Source organism: Paludibaculum fermentans (assembly GCF_015277775.1).
Taxonomy (GTDB): domain Bacteria; phylum Acidobacteriota; class Terriglobia; order Bryobacterales; family Bryobacteraceae; genus Paludibaculum; species Paludibaculum fermentans.
The window spans coordinates 8175731-8196319 of the sequence record NZ_CP063849.1; the positions used below are offsets into that span (position 1 = coordinate 8175731).

Below are 20589 nucleotides of genomic sequence, written 5' to 3' on the forward strand. Positions count from 1 at the left end.
CGGGTGCTAGCTGTGATCCAGTATATCGGTGGCGGGCAGGAAAAACCCGCGCGGAGTGCCGAAGTTGAGCTTCGACACCCTGCGCGGGACAGGGGGCCAATGGAATTGGCGTGAGAGGGCTAGAAGATGATCTTCAAGCCGACTTCCACCTGGCGGCCGGACACGTTGCCGAGTTCCTGGGTCTGGGGTCCGAACTGTGCCGCGGGGGTGCCTTGGTACAGAGCCTGGCCAAACTGCGAGCTGGTGACATCCGTGTTGGGGTTGCCGAGGTTCAGGCGGTTGATGGCGTTATAGGCGGCCATCTTGAGCTGCACACGGACGCGCTCAGTGATGTTGACGTCCTTGGTGAGGGTGGCGTCCAACATGTAGTACGCGGGACCGGTGAGGTTGTCGAACTGCAGCGGATTGGCCCGGATCACGTAGGTGCCGGACGGAATCGCTGAGAAGGCCGAGGTATTGAACCACTTGTTCATGCCCGGATTCGAGATCGTCGGATCCGTGCCGTTGTAGTTCATCTTGCCGAAGCGCAGGATGGCGCCGGTGGAGTAGGTGGAGATGCCCGTCAACTTCCAGCCGCCTGCGATGTAGTTGCCGATCTTGCTCTCGCCCAGGAAGGGCTTGCCCTTGCCGAAAGGCAGGTCATAGCTGCCGGCCATCGTGACGCGATGGCGCGGCTGATTGCTGTTCTGGTAAGTCAGGCTGTTTGTGAATGTGTCGAGTTCATTGAACAGCTGCTCGGTCTTTTCACGAATGAACACATAGGCGAACAGGAAGTGGTAGCCGTGGCTGTAAGCTTTCTGGGCCTTCAGTTCGAGGGAGTGATAACGTTCGGCTGCGCCGCGCGTGCCCACTTCGTAGAGCCCGCCGTACTGCGGGTAGGGCGCGAGGAGGCTGGACAGTGTCACAGTCTTCTGATTCCGGAGCGAACCCGGGAAGAGGGTCGGCGTGAGGTAGTTGTAGAACGGGTTGTCCACGTTCACGTTGATAGCGCCCTGCTGGGCGACCTGGATGCGGGGATCCCAATTGTTGAGAGCCTTGGTGTAGTGCTGGTTGCCAAGGTTCAGGAAGTAGGTGGCCGAAACCATGACCTGACCAGGCATCTGGCGCTGGAAGTTGACGTTGAAACGGTCGTTGTAGGCCTTTTCGAACTTCCGGGGGTACCAGAGCAATGACGTGCCGCCACGGCCCAGGTTGGTGCCATATGCTTTACCGTTGATCGGCAGCAAGGGGTTGCTGGCCGGATAGGGATCGGAAATCGTCTGCTGCGGGATGCCCTGCAGCAGGCCGGCCGTATTCTGGTAGCCCTTGACGCCGAAGTAAGGCGGCTCCAGGAAGCTGACCGTTTCAAAGCCGGACACGGGAGCCTGGCTGAGGTTCATTTCCGTCGGGATGACGTAGCGGGCGTAGCCGACACGAAGTACGGTGAGGTCGTCGATCTTGAAGGCGGCGCCGGCGCGAGGTGCGAGGGCGAGCTTCGGTGCATCCCACATGCCGGGATGATCGCTGGAGGTCCAGAGCCACTGGCCTTTGTTCTGGTAGTAGTTATTCCCCACCAGGGCGAGAGCGGAGGCCGGCATGGCGGCCGGGCTGGCTACCATTTCCGGTACGGGAGCTGACATGTCCAGGCCCTGCGACATGAAGTGATTCGGGTCCGACCAGGCAGACTCGTACTCATTGCGGAGGCCAAGGTTGAGGGTGAGGCGGCGGCTGACCTTCCAGTCATCCTGGAAGTACATGCCCCAGAACTGGACATGCGGATCGGGGGCGGGACCGCCGATCATCTGGGAGGAGCCGTCCAGTGAGCCAAGCAGGAAAGTAGCAAAGCCGTTGCCATAGTGCTTGGTGTCCGGGTTGTTATAGGTCTCAGCCGTGACGTTGGCCGGGAAGTAGAAGTTCGAGGTGTTGCCCACGAACGACACGCCATAACCGCGACGGGTTTCGACGCCGGCCTTCAGGTAGTGAGAGCCGCGCTGCTGGGCGATCTTGGCGCTGTACGCCATGCCTTCGGGGCGCTGATCCCAATAGAAGCCGCGGCCGCCGAAGCCGTTGCCGCCGATGTTCAGGCCGGGGAAGTAGACGGGCACTCCGGGGGAGGCGTCCATATAGGTCTTGTACCAGGAGTTGCCGGGCCAGAGCTTGCCCCAGCCTTCCGAACCCATGCTCGTGGAGACGTAGGCGTCAATTACCTTGTGCCAGTCGCCGTGGAAGTTGACCACGGTGGTTGGGGTAGCGGTCCAGATGGCGTCGCCGGAGAGCTGATGAGCGGCTCTCAGTGTGCCGGTGGGGGTATAGAGCTGCGACTGGTTCGGGGTGGCGTTCGGCGAAAGGTCGTCGGTGTGATACCGGCCGAAGCGGCCATAGACCTTCCACTTGTCGTTGATGTTGTAGTCGACGCGGTCAGAGAAGTTGTAATACGTGTAGTTCTCGACGTAGCCGGCCTTGAAGTTGTTGACACCAGTGATGTTGTCACCACCGCTGTTCGCATCCCAGAAGTTGCCCATCAGGCTGGAGGCCAGGGGGTCGAAGCGGCTTTTGGGGATGACGTTGCCGGCGAAGGGCGTGCGGGTCACGACACCCGCTGCATTCTGGACCGTGGTGTAGGGATCGAAAACGGTACGCAGGCCGCCGTCGATATTGAGCGATTTGGAGAAGTCGCCGCCGCGTTCCAATGCCGTCGGGACAGTGGTGGTGTAGCTGCTGGGGTAGCCGACCTTCCAATACTCGAGAGAGAAGAAGTTGAACAACTTGTTCTTAATGATCGCGTTGCCGAGCGTGCCGCCCAGCATGTGCTGGCGGGTGGCGTTCTTGGTGAAACGGGTGCGGTCTGCTTCCGCGTTCAGCCAAGGGTAGCGGCCCAGGTAGAAACCAGTGCCGTGATACTCGTTGGTGCCCGACTTCAGCGTCATGGAGATGAGGCCGCCGGCGCTGTGGCCGGATTCCGCGTCCACGCTGTTCTGCGAGACGACGACTTCCTGCACCGCGTCGGTGTTCGGGGGATAGCTGTTCTTCTGCCCCATGCCGATGGGGCTGCCGTCGACCTGGAGGTCATTCTTCAGGTTCGTGCCGCCGCCGAGGTCGACGCTGTTCGCGGCCCAGGAGTGATAGGGGGCCATCTCACCGCGTGTGTTAACGGCCGAGGGAGCGAGGAGGGTTAACTTGAATGGGTTGCGGTCGATACGGGGGATGTCCGCGGTCAGCTTAGAGTCCAGCGTGAAGTCCTTGTTACTGGAGTTAAACTGGACGGCCACGGGTGTTTCCGAGACTGTGATGCTCTCCTGGACGGCGCCGGGCTTGAGGCTGGCGTCGATAGTCACGTCGCCGCGCATCTGGACCGTGATGTTTTCCTGGCTGTATTTGCCGAAGCCAGCCGCTTCGACGGAGATCGTGTAGGTGCCAGGATCCACTAAATCAAAGAGATAAAGACCTGTATCGCTGGTTTTGCGAGTTGCCTTGACGCCGGTGGCGACATTCAGCAGGGTAACGCTGGCACCCGCGATGACAGCCTGGGTCTGATCGGTCACTACGCCTTGGACTCGGCCGCGATAGCTCTGGGCAAAGGCGCTAAAACAAAGGATTGAAATCAACAGGAACGCTGTTGCGATGCGGATCGCAGATCGGTGCAATCTCATTCATGAACCTCCCAACAATATGACTACTAGCGAGACGTTGAACGGGGTTGGCTGCAGGCAGAGAAGTCACCGGGCTGGGGACGGCCCGCGCGAGCGGGACCGGGATTTGCCTGGTGTTCGCCGAGGGTGTCCGATCTGGCCGATCTATCGCGGCTTGTGGATCAGGACAACCGCCCTGCAGTTCCCTTAGGACCTAGGACTCCTTACGGCGCAAACACCGGTGGGATCACGCGGGATTCCGGCGCGCCAGTTCATCCATGCTTTGATATACTACCGGTCGGTGAACTTGATTAATATTGTCCGACTACCGTACTAGGAGATCAAGGTAAGTCATAGTGAATTCACTCGCCGGTTCACTAGTGAACGAGTGAAAGTAACACACTCGGTCGAGTATGAGCGAAAGTCACTCCATGCTGGTGGCGGCTAACGAAAAGCAACTCGCAGGCGATGCTCGCTGGGCTCTGGCCCTGCGGGTTGCGAGCAGCAAAGGGTTCGCGAAAGCGGCCCACCTGCGGGAACTGCTGCTCTACCTGGTGAAGCGCACCCTCACGGCGCCCGGTGTCGAAATTACCGAGCAGGAAATTGGCTGCCAGGTGCTGGGGCGCCGGCAGGATTACGATACCCAATCGGACAATATAGTAAGGGTTCAAATCCGCCACCTTCGGCAGAAATTGGAAGAGTATTTCGCGACCGAAGGCGGCACCGAGCCGCTGGTGCTCACGGTGCCCAAAGGCAGCCGGGTTCCCCACTTCGAGATACGTTCGGAACCCGAAGTAAAGACAGTCCATTCCGATCCCGCGGTGGTGGTGGAGACGGCGCCGGCCAGAAGCCTGCGATCCCGCATCCCACGGTTCGTCCAGGTGGCGTTGCCAGGGTCTGTACTGGTGCTTGCGGCCTTCCTGATAGGGCGGGTTTCGGTCCGTCAGGATGCCGCGAACCAGGCCCTGGCAAATCCAGGCTCCAACAGTCCGCTGTGGAGCCGCCTGTTTACCCCAGCCGAACTGACGACCATCGTGATCGCCGACAGCAGCTTCGCCCTGCTTCAGGACACGCTGCGCAGTGCTTTGACTCTGGACGAGTACACAAAGGGTGGATTACGGAAGCTGATCGAGGCGGAGCCGGACGAGCGGCTCAAGACTATACTGCGGGATATGTCGACCCGGCAGCACACCAGCCTCGCGGACGCCACAATCTCCAGCAAGCTAAGGGTGATCGGGAAGCAGGCCGGCGGCAGGGTTACCGTGCGTTACTCCCGCCACATGGGCGTGAGGGACTTTGCAGCGGGTAACTTCATTATCATTGGTAGCAAGCGCGGAGTGCCGTGGGTGGAGCTGTTCGAGCAGGATCTCAATTTCCGCCTGAAGCACATTGGACCGGATTGGCGGTTCGGGTTCGCCAACCTGAACCCGCAGGCTGGCGAAAGTGCCAGCTACTCCACCATGGTGCCCCCCAACACGCCCACTGAAAGCTACGCGACGGTCGCCTTTGTTCCGAATACGGCTCGGACAGGTGATGTGCTGCTGCTCGACGGGCTGATGATGGAAGCGACCGAGGCCGCCGGCGAGTTCTGCATGGGCGGCGGTCTGAACAGACTGCTGGCTGAGAAACTGCACTTCACTACGAGCGACAAGCTTCCGTACTTTGAGGTCCTGCTTAAGATCCGGGTCGTCTCCGGCGCGCCGCACAACGTGGAAGTCGTGGCCTGGCGCCGGCCGGCGATCCTTTAATCGTCCAACCTTCTGTTCTTTGAGCCGGTATGCCTGCCGCCCGATGCATGAGAAAAGGAGCGCCGGGCCCAACCGGGAAGGCCGCCGCTTGCCTGTCACGGCCGGCGAGGTAGAATCCGCCCGCCAACGCGCTGGCGCCTGAGTCGTGCGAGCACTGCCCGGCGCTCACCCGCGCGGCCCGCGATCAGGAGCCAGGCATTGCTGTTCTGTAGCGAGTGATGAGTCAGCGGGCTGCATCCCTGATTGCGAAACGAAATCAGCCAGGTACCCTGCATAACTATCGGCGGATGGACGCCGCGAAGAGATAGCGAGATTAGTGATGGTTCATGAAGATTCGTTAAACATTATCATTCTTGAAAGTTTATTATCCAGCGGACAGCCATAATGAAATTCTTACGGTTTTGGTACCATTAGGGCCAGATACATAAAGAGCGCCCGCCTCCATGGTTGCCTTTCAAAATCGATTGACCCCTTGGCGGTCACTACTGCTGGCGTTCTTCTCTATCTCCCTGTCCGCGCAAACCGGCCCAAGCTGGCGATTCTGGTCCTCACTGGACGGAATGCCCGAATCGTGGAGCTTTGACGTGACCCGCGGGCCTTCCGGTCGAATTATTGTCACGCACGGAGATGTTAAGAATCTTTCAGTTCTTGATGGGTACAAATTCCAGCAGTTGCCATCTCCCGGCGTAAATCTAACCGTTCGTGAAAGTCCAGACTTACGCCTTTGGGCATTATTGCCTTCGCTCGACGGGTTTCAGCGCCTGGAAAAAAATGGCTGGGTCGCTTATCCGCTGCGCGGCGTAAGTATTCTGGCCGACCATGATCATCGCAGCTATTTTCTCCCCTGGACCTCCGCGCAGATAGTCTTTCTGGCCCGTGATGGACTATATGAATATGACGCGGATCGAGCCGCGGCCCGCGTACTGAAGCGGGACGCCGACGCCGGGTTGGGGCCGCTGACGGTGCTGGTGCCCTCTAGCAATGGAGGCGCGTGGGTATGCGGACGGGAGGGCGTGGGGCGAGTCAGCAGAGTCTCGTCGGGATCAATCGATTGGTCGGTTCTGCGTTTTCCCCAGTCGGCCGGTGAATGCCGGTCGGTGCTGGAAGGCGAGCACGGCGAGTTGTTTGTGTCCACGCTGGCCGGCACCACCGGGGGGCAGCGGCTGTTGCACTACGACGGGGCGGCTTGGACGACCTTGGCCACTTCCGAGTCGGGTCGTTCCCTGGTTGGATGGCCGGCCGGTGACGGCAGCGCCTGGGTGGCCGAGATCAGCCGCACTACTTTTGAATTGAGATCGGGCACCGGCAGCCGCGAGAGCCGGTCTAGAGCGCTGTCCGGACGGTTCCTATCTGTTCTCTATGAGGGCAGGGGTTGCTTCTGGGTGGCAACCTCTCTAGGGCTGGCACGGTTTGCGCCGCCCGTTTGGAGAACGCCCGGGGCGCTATTGGACAAAACCGGCCAGGCGTCTGCCATTCTGCGCACCAGGGCGGGCGGCCTTTACCTGATCCACGGCAGTGAGTTGCTGGAGAGAAAAGGCGGTCGCTGGTCCACATTCCTGCTGCCTGGAGGATTTGACCCCGATCCGTCAACCCACTCCCTCGTGGAGTTGCCGGACGGGCGATTAGCCCTGGCCAGCGGCCCGGGCCTGCTTGTATTCGATCCCATCCGGTCGTCGTTTACCACCATCCGGCACCCGGACGGCAGGAATGTCTCCGTGCTCGGCCCGGGCCGGAATGGCACGGCTTGGGTTCTGGCCTCGAAGGATGGCCGGAGCCACCGTCTGGAACGGTTCGATGGCAACTCCTTCTCCATTCAGTACGACGCCGCCGAACGTTGGGGCGAGACAATTCCCCGGGCTGTCCAGGAGACAGGCGACGGGACGCTATACATCGTTCCACAGCCGCAGGGGATTGGCGTCCTGAAAGACGGGCACTACCACTCATTGGGTGCTGAGCAGGGCTATCCGGGCCGGAGCCCGCTGGCCGTGGCGGAAGTGGCTCCGGGTAAGCTATGGTTCGGCGACCGCAACAGTGTCGTGGAGTATGACGGCCGCGGTTTTGTGACGATTCGGGACAATCTGCAGACCGTCCGCTCCATTCTAAAGGCGGGCGACGGTTCCATCTGGGTGGCTTCCGGCCGGGGCCTCAGCCGGTTTTGGAACGGAGAGTGGATCAACATTGCCAACACCGAGGGGCTGCCGGATGCCGCCGTGTACGGAGTTGCGGAAGATGCCGAGGGCCGCATCTGGGCTACTACCACCGCGGGGATCTCCCGAAGCGACCCTGGCGCCGACACGGAGCCCCCTCAAACCCTGCTCGACATGGACGCCAATCCGCGCCACGTTCCGCCGTCCGGAGAGGCGCGCTTCGTCTTCTCCGGCATGGATAAGTGGAAGTACACGCCGGAAGCCCGTCTCCTCTATTCGTGGCGGCTGGATGGCGGGCCATGGTCCAGGTTCGCCGCGTCGGATTCGGCCGAGTTCCAGCATCTGGAGCGTGGAAAGAGCCACGTTCTGGAAGTGCGCGCGGTCGACCGGAACGGGAATGTGGATCCCGATCCTTCCTCGCTTGCCTTTGACGTTCTGCTTCCGTGGTACCTGGAGCCCGGGTTCCTGGCCTCCTGTTTTCTGGGTTTGTTCGCATTGACCGGGGCCGGAGTGCTGACGCTGGTGCGGCAGAGGCAATTGGCCACACTGGTGGAACGGAGAACGTCGGCGCTGGCCGCCCGCAACAAGCAGTTCCAACAGGTTGCGGCCGCCGTGCCGGGCGTCCTCTACTCTTTCCGAATGACGCCCGAGGGGCAGTTCTCCGTCCCGTATGCCAATCAGCGAATCTTCGAAATGGCCGGCGTCAGAGCCGAGGATCTCGTGGCGGAGGCCGGACCGCTGTTTGACACGATTCATCCTGACGACATGAGGAGGGTGAGTGAATCGATTGCCGCGTCAGCCGCCTCGCTGACCCTGTGGCATGACGAATTCCGTGTGGTGCGGGCGGGGCAGCCGGTTGTCTGGATCGAAGGACGCTCCATCCCCTCAAGGGAACCGGGCGGAAGCATCCTGTGGCACGGCTTCATGTCGGATGTCACGGAGAGGAAGCGGTTGGAGGAGGCGGCGCGCCGGGAGACGGAACGAGAGATGGTTCTCCTGCAGACCCTGGTTGCGGAGGCGCCCTACGGCTTGGCCATGCTCGATCGCGGATTGCGCCAGATCCAGGCCAGCGAGCGTTGGCTGGCCGGTATTGGGCTCAGCCGCGAACAGTCGAGCGGACGCACGATCAGCGAACTGCTCCCCACGCTGGAGGATCGTTGGATGGATGCCTGCCGGCGCGGCCTCAGGGGTGAAGTTGTGTCCGAACAGGATGATCATTTCACGCGTGCGGACGGTTCCGAACGCTGGGTCAACTGGACGGTTTGTCCGTGGGGCGACTCGGGTGAGGAGACCGGTGGCATCATCATCTATACAGAAGACATAACTGAGAGGAAGCAGGCGGAAGAATCGGCCAGGGAGACGGAGATCCGGTTCAGCGAACTCTTCGTACACATGAGTGAAGTGCTGATCTATGGCCGCATGCTGTATGCAGACGGTGTCCCGTACGACTTTGAGTACCTTGCCGTAAACGAAAGTTACCGGCGATTGAATCCTGCGCGCCCTGCGGTGGTGGGGAAGCTTGTCTCCGAGGTTCTTCCGGGCCTGCGGCAATCGGATCCCGCTGTACTTGAGTTCTACGGGCGGGTGGCTTCGACGGGCAAACCGGAAAGCACTGAGCTGTTCGTCCAGGCAACGAAATCGTGGTACTCCATCTCCTCCTACAGCCCCAAGCCCGGCGAATTTGTCGGCATCTTCAGTGTGATTACTGGCCGCAAGCGGGCGGAAGAGGAGTTGCGGCGCAGCCAGGCGATGCTGCATTCCATCATTAACTCCGCGCTCGACGGACTCATCGCCATCGACGGCGAAGGCCGGACTGTTCTGTGGAACCCTGCAGCGGAACGGATTTTCGGATACACTGCCGCAGAGGTGGCGTCGGAGCCGCTGCACAAGCTGATCGGGTCTACAGGCATCAGTGAACTGTTCTCGCAGGGGTTCGAACTGATCGGGGCATCTGGCCAGACACCGTTCGTCGGCCGGACAGTGGAGATGACGGCCGTGCGCAAGGACGGGACGGAGTTCCCGGTGGAACTGAGCGTGGCGCCCGTCCACATGTCGGATTCGTTCCGCGCCGTTGGCGTCGTACGGGATGTGACGGCCCGCAAGTTGGCGGAAGCTGAAAGGGAGCGGCTGCAGAATCAGTTCCTGCAGGCGCAGAAAATGGAGACGGTCGGCCGGCTGGCCGGCGGGATCGCCCACGACTTCAACAACCTCCTGACCGTGATCGGCGGCTATTCCCAGATGGCGATCGATCAGTTGCCGAAGGAGAGCCCGGCCCGTCCCAAAATCGATGAGGTTGTCAGGGCGGGCGAACGTGCCACGGGGCTGGTCCGTCAATTACTCGTATTCAGCCGCAAGGAGGTTCCCAGATTGGAGGTAGTAGATGTCAACTCAACTATTGCCGAGATGGAAAAGACGATCTTCTACCTGGTTGGGGAGGACATCAGTATCGTTACCAGCCTGGCGTCTGAGCGCGTGTTGGTGGCGGCAGACCGGCACCAGTTCGGCCAGGTGCTGATGAACCTCATAGTCAACGCGCGCGATGCGATGCCGGGAGGCGGATCCATCACGATCACCACCCGTGTCGCGGACGCCGGTGATGCGGCCGCGGTGAGTGCCGGCATTCCGCCGGACATTGGCACCGTTTGCGTGAGTGTTTCGGACACCGGTACTGGCATGGACGAGGAGACCAAGCAGCATCTGTTTGAGCCATTCTTTACCACCAAGCCGGCGGGGAAGGGCACCGGCCTGGGCCTGTCGGTGGTTCACGGCATCGTTTCGTCGTGTGGCGGCCGGGTGGCGGTTGAGACTGTGCCGGGCTCCGGCTCGGCGTTTCACGTCTACCTGCCGGCGGTCACGGCGGAGGTGCCCGGAGACACGCCGGCCGCCCGGCGGGTGTCTGGCGGGTTGGAGACAGTCCTGCTCGCTGAGGATGAGCCTGAGGTCCGGCGCTATGTTTCCGCCGTCCTGGCTCACTTCCACTACCAGGTTATTGAATGTCAGGATGCCGAGGACGCCCTGGAGATGCTCAAGACCCAGAGGGTGGATCTATTGTTGACCGACGTTATCATGCCGCGCATGAGCGGCCGGGAACTGGTGCTGCGCGCCCGGACTTTGAATCCTGATTTGAGGGTGCTCTTTATGTCGGGCTATCCGGGTGACGCCCTGGATGGACTGGAGGACATCATCGGAACCAGCGCTTTCATCCAGAAGCCGTTCAGCCCGAAAGACCTGGCTGCCCGGATCCGTGAATTGCTGAGCAAGCCGGGCCGGTCCTAAGGGCGAGGCTGCGCAATCGCTGTGGCGGTGCCGGAAACGCCAGGGGATGAAATGTGATCCCCCTGGCGTGGATCGGATTGCGGCGTATAAGGCACAATACATGGAGAGTCGACTGGGGCCGCCGGTAGTTGGGCGGGAATCCTTGCGAACTTCGAGGGGAAGATGCCCGGAAACCGCGAGTTTGCCGCAAGATTCTACAACTGTGGCCGCCTGCCGCCTGAGCTCTGCGGAATAGCGGAGGGTGCGCGGTGACGGCTGAACGCTGGGCGCGGGTGAAGGCCATTTTCGGACACGCCCTGGAGATACCGCCGGCTGAGCGGAGCGCCTACATCGAGGAGTCGAGCGAGGACCCCGAAATCCGCGAGGAGGTCGAGTCCCTGCTGGCTGCAGCGGACGAAGCCGGCGCCTTCATCGAGCAACCCGCGCTGGCGCCGCCGGCGGCATCCGCAACGGAATTCCCGGCTCCGGGTGATCGGGTGGGCATCTATTCCATTATCCAGAAGGTCGGCGAAGGCGGCATGGGCTCGGTCTTCCAGGCCCTGCGTGACGACGGTGAGTTCCGCCGCCTGGTGGCGGTGAAGATCCTCAAGCGCGGCATGGACACTGACCATGTGCTGCGCCGCTTTGAGAACGAGAAGCAGATTCTCGCCCACTTCGACCATCCGCACATTGCAAAGGTGCTGGATGCGGGTGTTACCCCCGATCAGCGGCCGTTCTTTGTGATGGAGTTCTATGCGGCGCAGCCCATCGACACCTACTGCCACGAGAAGCGGCTCTCCATCGATCAAAGGCTGGAACTCTTTCAAAAGGTCTGCGGCGCGGTGGAGTACGCCCATCGCAACCTGATCGTCCATCGCGACCTGAAGCCGGGCAACATCCTGGTGACCGCCGAGGGCGAGCCGCGGCTGCTGGACTTCGGCATCGCCAAGGTTCTCACCGACGAGGGCAAGATGACACGGGCCGGCGTTCACCTGATGACGCCGGAATATGCCAGTCCCGAGCAGATTAAGGGCGATCCGGTAAACACGGCCACTGATATCTACTCTCTCGGCGTGATGCTGTATGAGATTCTGACCGGCGCCCATCCGTTCCCGGGACGGCGCAATGGGACCTTCCCGCTTGCCCCGGCCGATTTGGACCAGCCGCCCAGGGCGCCCAGTACGAGAGTGAAGACCCATGCCGGCCGGGCACACGACGAACAGGCCGAACCGCCGGCGCTGCCCGGAGGCATGTCTTCGATCCAGCGTTGGAGCGGCTCGCTTCGAGGGGATCTCGACAACATAGTTCTTAAAGCGCTGGATCCGGATGTTTCGCGCCGCTACCCTTCGGTAGAGCAGCTTTCGGCCGATATCGACCGCTATCTGCACGGCCTACCGGTGAGCGCCGCCGGCGACAGCTTCCTGTATCTGATGCGGAAATTCGCGCGGCGGAACTGGCTGGCGGTGAGCTCGGCGGCACTGGTCGTGCTGGCGCTCGCCATCGGCCTGACCGTGGCCAGCTATCAGGCCCGTGTGGCCCGTCGGGAGAGGGCTCGGGCCGAGCAACGGGAAGGGGAAGTCCGCCAGCTTGCCCAGACGCTCATCTTCGATTTGCACGACGCCATCAGGAACCTGCCCGGCGCGACGCCCGTCCGGCAGGAGCTGCTGAAGAAGGCGACGCGCGCCCTGGACAGCCTGGCCAAGGGCGCGACGAACAGCCTGGATCTGCGGCTGGAGCTGTCGGATGCTTACGTGCGGCTGGGTAGTGTGGAAGGCTCGCCCAGCGAGTCCAACCTCGGCGATAGCCGCGCGGCGCTGCAAGGCTACCTCAAAGCCAAGGAACTGCTGGATGCGATCCCGGAGAAGGACCGCAACCCCGAAGTGCTGGGCCGGCTGGCCGATGTCTACGACCGCATTGGCGAGGTATTGCGGAATGTAGGTGAGCGGGCGAACGGAAATGATCACTCGGCCCGCTCGATCGCTTTTCGGGAGAAGGCAGCGGCGCTGCAGCCCACCAGCATTCCGGCGCAGCGCTCCCTGGCCATCGCCTACTTCACCGGCAGCCGGCTGGCCGTCGACACAGGTCAATACGAGGAAGCCGAACGCCTCGCCCAACAGGCCCTCAAGACATTTCAGGTGGTCTACGATTCCAACCGCGCCAGCGAGCGGGGCCGTTACAATCTGGCCTTGTCGCTGAAGTCGCTGGCCGCGCTACGGTCGCACGCCCAGAATCCCCAGGGCGCGCTGGAGCTCTCTAAACGCGCGATCGAGCTGGATAAGTTGCAGGTGCAGGCCAAACCAAACGACTTGTCGGCGAAGCTGGACCTGGCGATCGACTATAGCGAACTGGCCGAGGCGGAGGCCAAGCTGGGACAGAACGAGCAGGCCGTGCGCGACTACGAGCAGTCGCGGACCCTCCGCGAAGAGCTGCTGAAGCGCGATGTGAAGAACGCCCGCCTCAAGGACCGGACCGCGTTCATCAACAGGCAGGAAGGGCTGCTCCTCATCGATCTCAATCGGCGGCCCGAGGCCTTCAAACTGCTGCAGCGGGCGCTGGCCTTGCAGTTGGAACTGATGGCGACTTCGAACGATGTGGAGGGCCGCACCCGGCTGGCCGAGTCCAGGGGCGCTCTCGGCATGTGGTACTGCGCCGATGGCCAGAAGGCAGAGGGCCTGCCGATGCTGAAGGGCGCTGTAGCGGAGTTCCAGGCGGTGGACCAGTCGCAGCAACTCTCCTCGCCCGATCAAGCCATGCGGCGCCATCTGGAGGAGCGGCTGGCCAACTGCTCCAAATCCGGCAAATAGCCGTCAGGCGGATGGTAGTTTGTCGGGATTGGCGACGATGTAGATCTCCGAGATGAGATCCCCTTCCAGCCGCACCTGCGCCATGTAGACCAGCTGGTCTCCGGCATAGCCCAGGACGGCGGGCTGCCCATTCACACTCTTGATGCGGACGGTCACGCCGGGCTGCCCCTTCCCTCTAACCCCCAGGAAGAACCGGCTGATGGCATCCGCTCCGTGAATAGGGTTCAATGCCGCGCGCACCTTGCCGCCTCCGTCACTGTACATTTTTGCGTCGCGCACCAGCATGGCCGAAATGGAGTGGAGATCGCCGTCCGCGCAGGCCTGGGCGAACGAGCTGAGAAGGGCCTGGTGGCGCTGCTCGGGGATCGGGAAACGCGGCCGCCGCGCGTCGATATGGGTTCGCGCGCGCTTCAATAACTGGCGGCAATTGGCCTCGGTAGTCTCCAGCATGCCAGCGATGTCGACGTACTCGTAGTCGAAGACTTCGCGCAGCAGGAAGACGGCGCGCTCCGCCGGAGAGAGGGTCTCCAGGACGACCAGGAAGGCGAACGAGAGGGATTCCGCCTCGATGGCAGTGTCGGCAGGAGTGGAGGTGAGGACGGGTTCCGGCAGCCAGGGTCCGGCGTACTCTTCACGCCGGACCCTGGCCGATTTCAGTGTGTCCAGGCACAACCTGGCCGTGATCGTCATCAGGTAGGGTTTGAGCGACAGGATAGGCGCGGTCTCCTCGGCATAGCGCAGGTAGGCCTCCTGCACGATGTCTTCCGCCTCATGCGCCGAGCCCAGCATCCGGTAAGCCAGGCCGAAGAGTGCGGACCGGTGCTGCTCGAAATCAGACGCCGGGTGCATGTACCGATGATTGTACCCGGGCCGGCAGCAGGCAGTAAGCGCCCTCGCTGAAGCCCTGCGGCTCCAGTTCCAGTGCGTGGTTGAAGCGCGCGCGGTTGTTCTCCCAGGCGATCGCCGCGGTCAACTCCACGATCTGGGCCGGCTTGAAGTGCCGGCGCACGGCGGCGAAGACCTCGCCGGTCACCCGGATCGGCGTCGAACACATGGCCACGCTGTAGCGGATGGCGGCGCGTTCCACATCGCTGAACGCCGTGCTGGTCTCGAAATCCATCAGCTCCAGGATCTGGCGTTCCGGCACGCCCTGAAGGCGGGCGACGGCCGGGCCAATGTCGATGCAGTAGGCGCAGCCGATGGTGCGCGCCGCGGCCATGGAAGCCAGGCACTTCAGGTTCTGCGGCACAGACCGGCAGGACGAAAGCGCCTGCTCCATTCCGGCGGTGCCGAATAGGAGTTTGGGCTGCAGGGCCGCCACGGTAATGGGCTCCGGCAGGACGGCGGAGCCGGTGATCTTGCCAGTGATCTTCACCGCCAGGCGGTAGATGAGGCGCAGGAAGAATCCGGCGCGTTGGGGGGCAATGCCTTCGATTCTGCTCATGGTGTTCACTCGCCCGGTGAGACGAGGCAGCGAGCCACCCTGTGACAGCCGGTGTAAACAAACTGTCTTTCGTTGGGATTGATCCGCTTTTCCGGATTGCTGCGCGTGAAGTGAGTGAAGGAAGAGGAAACACCATGAAAACCTGGACCAGGATCGTCTCAGCAATCGCCTCGGTGTCCGCCGTCGTGGCGGGTACAACCGCGCTTTACTATGGACTCTATCTGCCGCGCAGCACGCAGCCGCGCGCCGGCAGCGTTACGATGAGTGCCGACCGCATCGCCCGCGGCAAGTATCTCTTTGAAGTGGTTGCCGACTGCGACGGCTGCCACTCTGAGCGCGACTATTCGCGGTTCGGCGGGCCCGTCGTTGTGTCAGGCCGGGGCAAGGGGCAGATTATCCCGGAGAAGGGTCCGGTGAGTCCGCTGGTCACCGCCAACATTACGCCCGACAAGGAGACGGGACTCGGCAACTGGACGGACGGGGAAAAGATCCGCGCCATCCGCGAAGGCATCAGCCGCGACGGCCGGACTCTGTTCCCCATGATGCCGTACAAGAACTTCAGCAAAATGAGCGACTACGACGTCGAGTCCCTGGTGGCTTACATGAATACGCTCGCTCCGGTGAAGAGCAACCTGCCAAAGATGAAGATCCCGTTCCCCATCAACGTCCTGATGAAGACCTATCCGGAGCCGGTGGCGAGGGTGCAGTCACCCGACCGCGGGCGCAATGCCGAGTACGGAGCCTATCTGGCGACCCTGGGCCATTGCATGGATTGCCACACGCCCGCCGACGGGCATAATTTGGACGAAAGCATGAAGTTTGCAGGCGGACGCGTCTTCGATACGCCGCTGGGCAAGGTGGTGAGCGCCAACATCACGCCGGACCCGGATACCGGAATCGGCCGCTGGTCGGAAGACTACTTCGTCCAGCGTTTCACGCTGCAGCGCACCTACGCCGTCAACGGAGCCCCCAAGTTGCAGCCGGGCCAGTTCACGCTGATGCCCTGGCTGAACCTCTCACAGATGGATCCTGACGATCTTTCGGCGATCTACCGCTACCTGCAGACACAGTCCACCATCCCTAATAAGGTGGACAAGCATCCCGGCGCGACGCAGACGGCGGGCTTCTGATGGGCTGGTTTTCTCTCAACAAGGCGGAAGACTGCCGGGGCGTTCGCTTCGCCCGGGCCGTCTTCCTCGGCGCCGGCATCTGGGGTCTGCTGCTGCTCACCCCGATGTACTTCACCGAACTGCTGGTGAGTCCGGCGGAATCGCCGGCCCAGAGTCATCCGGAGTTCTTTTACGGGTTTGTCGGCGTCGGGCTGGCCTGGCAGGTGGCGTTTCTGGTCATCTCGCGTGATCCGAAGCGCTACCGGGCGCTTATTCCGGCGGCGCTCATCGAGAAGTTCTCCTTCGGGCTGGCGGTGTTGGTTCTGGGCGTGTACGGGCGTGTGCCGGCCTCGGCGATCGGATTCGGGTTGATTGACCTCTTGCTGGGCGTTTTGTTCGCGATCAGCTACCAGGGGTTATAGCCGTCCGGCGGACGCATGGCGGCGGGATGGGATAAGCTTGCCTAGTAGGCAGAAAGTCTGCCGGATGGCGATGGGGCGGCGAGCCGCGACGCAAATGGACGGCCAAACGCGCGGTTCGGATGCGGAACTGGCCGTGCCCGCTCCAAAAAAACTCTCCGGCTAGAGTAAATTCTGGAACTTAACCCAAGTCCGACCGTTATAAAAATAGATGAAGGTTCTACACGCTCGCGGTGAGGCCCCACGCCTCCTCTCAGTATTCCTGTGCGCATCGCTGCTTGTCGCCCAATCCGCTACGGCCCAGACGGCAGTGAGAATCGACCCTGCCACTGGACGATTCGGGCGGCTCATGGATCCATACCGGACCCGCGATGTGCCCGCCATCAACTTGGCGAATTCGTCCAGGTTGGACAGCCTGGTGCGGGCGGGGAACCTCTACCTCACGGCGCAGGACGTAGTCGCGCTGGCGATCGAAAACAATATTGACGTGGAAGTACAGCGCTACGCGCCGCTTCTGGCACGGGAAGTCCTGAAGCGCGCCCAGGGCGGCGGCGTTCTCCGCGCGGTGGGTTCGGGCGTGGCGGCGGGACCGCAGAGCGTAAGCCTGCAGGGCGTCAGCCTGACCGGTGGAAGTGCCGGATCGGCCGGCAGCGGCGTCAGTTCCGGCGGCGGCATCCTCACCCAGTTGGGGCCGAGCATCCCGACCCTGGACCCGACCATCTCTGCTTTCGCAAACTTCCAACACACGACGTCTCCCCAGAGCAATACAGTTCTCACTGGTACGAATGCCTTCGTTGCTGACACGCGGACCTACCAGGCCTCCTACTCGCAGAACTGGCTGTTTGGCCTGGGTGCCACCATGAGCTACTCCAGCCAGTACACCAAGGTGAACAGCAACTTCTACACCTTGAATCCTTACACCTCCGGCAATCTGGATCTGCAGTTAACTCAGAACCTGCTGCAAGGGTTCGGTTCCGCGGTGAACGGACGCAACATCCGCGTCCAGAAGAACAATCTAAAGGTCACAGACCTGCAATTCAAGCTGCAGCTCATCACCACCATCTCGGCGGTGCTGAACCTGTATTGGGACCTGGTCAGCTTCCAGCAGGACGTCCAGGCGCGCGAGCAGGCGGTGAAGACGGCCCAGCAGTTGTACGACGACAACAAGCGGATGGTCGAAGTCGGCACGCTGGCTGAGATCGAAGTGACGCGCGCGGAATCGCAACTCTATGCCGCCAAGCAGGATCTCGTGATCTCCCGCACCAACCTGCTGCAACAGGAGACGGTGTTGAAGAACGCACTCAGCCGCTCCGGCGTAGCGAGTGCGGAGCTGGCCTCGGTTCATATCGTTGCTCTCGACCGCATCGCGCCGCCTGACGCGGCTGAGATCGGGGAACTCGAGAAGCTGGTTGCCGAAGCCGCGGAAAAGCGGCCCGAGATTCAGCAGAGCCGGATCAACCTGGAGAGCAACAACCTGAACCTGGTGGGCATCAAGAATTCGCTCAAACCCACACTGCAGGCTTTTGCCGAGCTGACCAACAACGGCTTGACCGGCGACCTGACGGCGCTCGGGCTGGCGGCCGGTGCCGCCGGTTCACCCCTGGTGGGCGGTTACGGCAACCTGTTGGGCCAGATCGCGCGGCGCAACTATCCTAACTACTCGGCCGGGTTCTCCCTGAACATTCCGTTGCGCAATCGTGCCGCCCAGTCGGATTACGTCACCAGCCTTATTGAAATCCGCCAGAACGAGCTGAACCTGCAGAAGACCCTGAATCAGGTGCGGGTGGATGTCCAGAACGCCATGATCGGTCTCGAACAGGCCAAGGCCCGCTACGATGCGGCCAGGACGTCGCGTACGCTGGCGTTGCAGACGCTGGAAGCCGATCAGAAGAAGTTCTCGCTGGGCGCCTCCACTTCCTTCCAGGTAGTGCAGGACCAGCGCGACCTCGCCAACGCGCAGAGTTCGGAAGTGCAGGCGATGGCGAACTACACGCACGCCCGCATCTCTCTCGAGCAGGCGTTGGGCCGCACCCTGGATGTCAATCACGTGTCGGTGGAAGAAGCCATGCGCGGCAACGGCGGGCCGGCTTCCAAAGGGCCCGATGCGGGGCAGGTGAAGCAATGAACGCTCGCATGGCCGGCAGATTCTTCGCGATCCGCCGCTACCTGGCGGCGGGCTTGTGTGTCCTTTCCCCGGTGACGCCCATGCTGGCGCAGCAGCCCATTGCGCCGGTCCGGTCGACGGCGGCCTGGGGCATCCGTACCTATTCCACTCCAACCGTGCCTCCGGTGCGGCTCAGCAATTCCGACCGCCTGGCCAGCATGGTGCGCGCCGGCAAGCTCTATCTGACGGTGCAGGACGCCATCGCCCTCGCCCTCGAAAACAGCATCGATCTGGAAGTGGCCCGCTATGGCCCACTCATGGCGGAGTGGCAGTTGAACCGCGCGAAAGCCGGCGGAACGCTGCCGGGTGTCCCCAGCGGTGCGTCTCAGTCGCAGTCCGTGGCGAGCGGCCAGGGTGTCCTGGGCAGCCAGGCGGCGGCCGGCGTCAGCGGCGGCAACAGTGGAGCCACCAGTCGCGGCGGCGGCAACGCCACCATCAGCCAGGTGGGCCCGGTCACGCAGAACCTCGATCCGACGATCAAGGGCGCCTTCACCTACAGCCACCGCTCCATACCGCAGCCCAACAGCGTTCAGAGCATCACGTCGGTGCTCGTCCAGGATCAGCGCGTCTACAACGCGTCGATCCAGCAGGGCCTGCTCAGCGGCGGCAGCGTCACACTGAGCTACAACAGCAACTACCTGAATGAGAACTCGCCCAGCAACGTCCTGAACCCGTCCGTGGCGCCGCGCCTGGCGCTGCAGTTCCAGCACAACCTGCTGCGTGGTTTTGGAGTCGCGGTGAACTCGCGCAATATCACCGTGGCCCAGAACGGCGTGAAGAACTCCTCTCTCACGTTCCGGAGCCAGGTGACGGCAGTCGTGGTCCGGGTGTTGAATTCCTACTACGCCCTGGTGGGCAATCACGAGACACTCAAGTCGACAACGGCCGCCCTGGATGTGGCCGAACGGCTGGTCACCGACGGCAAACGCAAGATCGAAGTCGGAACCTTGTCGGAAGGCGACCTGATTCCGGTGCAGGCGCAGGCCGCCACCGCCCGCCTCGACCTGGTGAACGCGCAGACTGCGCTGCAGCAGCAGGAGTTGCAGTTGAAGAGCCTGCTCAGCCGCAACGGCGTCCGGGATCCGATTCTGGCCTCCGCGCAAATCATCCCCGTCGACAGGCTGGTCGCGCCCGATCAGGCTGCCCTGCCGCCGCTCCAGGAAATGGTGGAGAAGGCGATCGCCCAGCGCCCGGATATCGCGCTGGAGAAGGCGAATCTGGTCAACTCGGAAATCAACAACCTGGGTACGAAGAATGGGGTGCTCCCGTCGCTCCAGGTGTTCGGCAGCACGACGAACTCCGGCTTGGCCGGTACGGCCCGCAATGTTCCGGGCAGCGCTCCGCCTGACGCATATTTCGAAGGCGGCCTGGGGACAGCCGTGGGCCAGGTGTTCCGGCGGAACTTCCCTTCGCAGGCTATCGGCGCCTTCGTTCAGTTGCCCATCTACAACCGGCAGGCTCAGGCCGATTCCAACATCGGCAATCTGCAGATCCGGCAGAGCCAGCTGGCGCTGCAGAAGGACGTGAAGCAGTTGCAGGTGGACATCATGAACGCCACGGTGGCGCTGGAGCAGTCCAAGGCCCGCTATGAAGCAGCCCTGAAGAGCAAGTCCCTGGCGGAAGAGCTGCTGAAAGGCGAACAGCGCAAGTTCGAGTTGGGCGCTTCGACACCCACCGACGTGGTCCGCCAGCAACGGGATCTGACCACGGCCCAGACGGCCGAGGTTTCCTCGCTGATCAACTACACCAACGCCCGCGTGCTGATGGACCAGACGTTGGGCTCGGTGCTCGAGGCCAACCACGTGCAGTTGGCGGAGGTCAGTGCCGGCAAGTTGACCGCGGCGCCGTCCGTGCCGCCGGTCTCCTCGGATCAGAAATAGGGCCGCTTCCC

The 20589-nt window shown here is 62.3% G+C and carries 10 protein-coding genes; 7 read left to right on the plus strand and 3 right to left on the minus strand.

Annotation, left to right across the window (positions count from 1 at the left end):
• Positions 1-119 precede the first annotated feature (119 nt).
• Positions 120-3629, minus strand: a complete 3510-nt coding sequence (locus IRI77_RS32405) for a carboxypeptidase-like regulatory domain-containing protein (RefSeq protein WP_194449080.1) — start codon at positions 3627-3629, stop codon at positions 120-122.
• Positions 3630-4021: 392 nt separating this feature from the next.
• On the opposite strand from IRI77_RS32405, the gene IRI77_RS32410 reads away from it, so the two are divergent.
• The 3 genes from IRI77_RS32410 (at position 4022) to IRI77_RS32420 (ending at position 13562) form a co-directional block, all read left to right on the plus strand.
• Positions 4022-5356, plus strand: coding sequence for a helix-turn-helix domain-containing protein (locus IRI77_RS32410; protein ID WP_194449081.1), 1335 nt, complete (start codon positions 4022-4024; stop codon positions 5354-5356).
• A gap of 734 nt (positions 5357-6090) precedes the next feature.
• Positions 6091-10779, plus strand: coding sequence for a PAS domain S-box protein (locus tag IRI77_RS32415; protein WP_194449082.1), 4689 nt, complete (start codon positions 6091-6093; stop codon positions 10777-10779).
• A gap of 248 nt (positions 10780-11027) precedes the next feature.
• Positions 11028-13562: a serine/threonine-protein kinase gene (locus IRI77_RS32420; RefSeq protein WP_194449083.1), complete on the plus strand. Its 2535-nt coding sequence runs from the start codon at positions 11028-11030 to the stop codon at positions 13560-13562.
• A gap of 3 nt (positions 13563-13565) precedes the next feature.
• Here the strand turns inward: IRI77_RS32420 and IRI77_RS32425 are convergent, their stop codons facing one another.
• Together IRI77_RS32425 and IRI77_RS32430 are read right to left on the minus strand one after the other, a co-directional pair.
• The gene (locus IRI77_RS32425) at positions 13566-14411 is read right to left on the minus strand and encodes an RNA polymerase sigma-70 factor (protein ID WP_194449084.1); all 846 of its coding nucleotides are present in this window, start codon (positions 14409-14411) and stop codon (positions 13566-13568) included.
• A complete protein-coding gene (locus IRI77_RS32430; protein ID WP_194449085.1) occupies positions 14395-15006 on the minus strand; it encodes a carboxymuconolactone decarboxylase family protein in 612 nt (203 codons plus the stop codon). The genes IRI77_RS32425 and IRI77_RS32430 overlap by 17 nt, the downstream gene beginning before the upstream one ends.
• A gap of 134 nt (positions 15007-15140) precedes the next feature.
• Here IRI77_RS32430 and IRI77_RS32435 point away from each other — a divergent pair, with 134 nt between their 5' ends.
• The 4 genes from IRI77_RS32435 (at position 15141) to IRI77_RS32450 (ending at position 20578) form a co-directional block, all read left to right on the plus strand.
• Positions 15141-16136 (plus strand): c-type cytochrome, encoded by a 996-nt coding sequence (locus IRI77_RS32435; RefSeq protein WP_194449086.1) that lies wholly within the window; start codon positions 15141-15143, stop codon positions 16134-16136.
• Complete coding sequence (locus IRI77_RS32440; RefSeq protein WP_194449087.1) at positions 16136-16537, plus strand: hypothetical protein; 402 nt, start codon at positions 16136-16138, stop codon at positions 16535-16537. The genes IRI77_RS32435 and IRI77_RS32440 overlap by 1 nt, the downstream gene beginning before the upstream one ends.
• Before the next feature lie 346 nt (positions 16538-16883).
• The gene (locus IRI77_RS32445; RefSeq protein ID WP_194449088.1) at positions 16884-18659 is read left to right on the plus strand and encodes a TolC family protein; all 1776 of its coding nucleotides are present in this window, start codon (positions 16884-16886) and stop codon (positions 18657-18659) included.
• Positions 18660-18667: 8 nt separating this feature from the next.
• Positions 18668-20578: a TolC family protein gene (locus IRI77_RS32450; protein WP_194449089.1), complete on the plus strand. Its 1911-nt coding sequence runs from the start codon at positions 18668-18670 to the stop codon at positions 20576-20578.
• Positions 20579-20589: the final 11 nt, after the last annotated feature.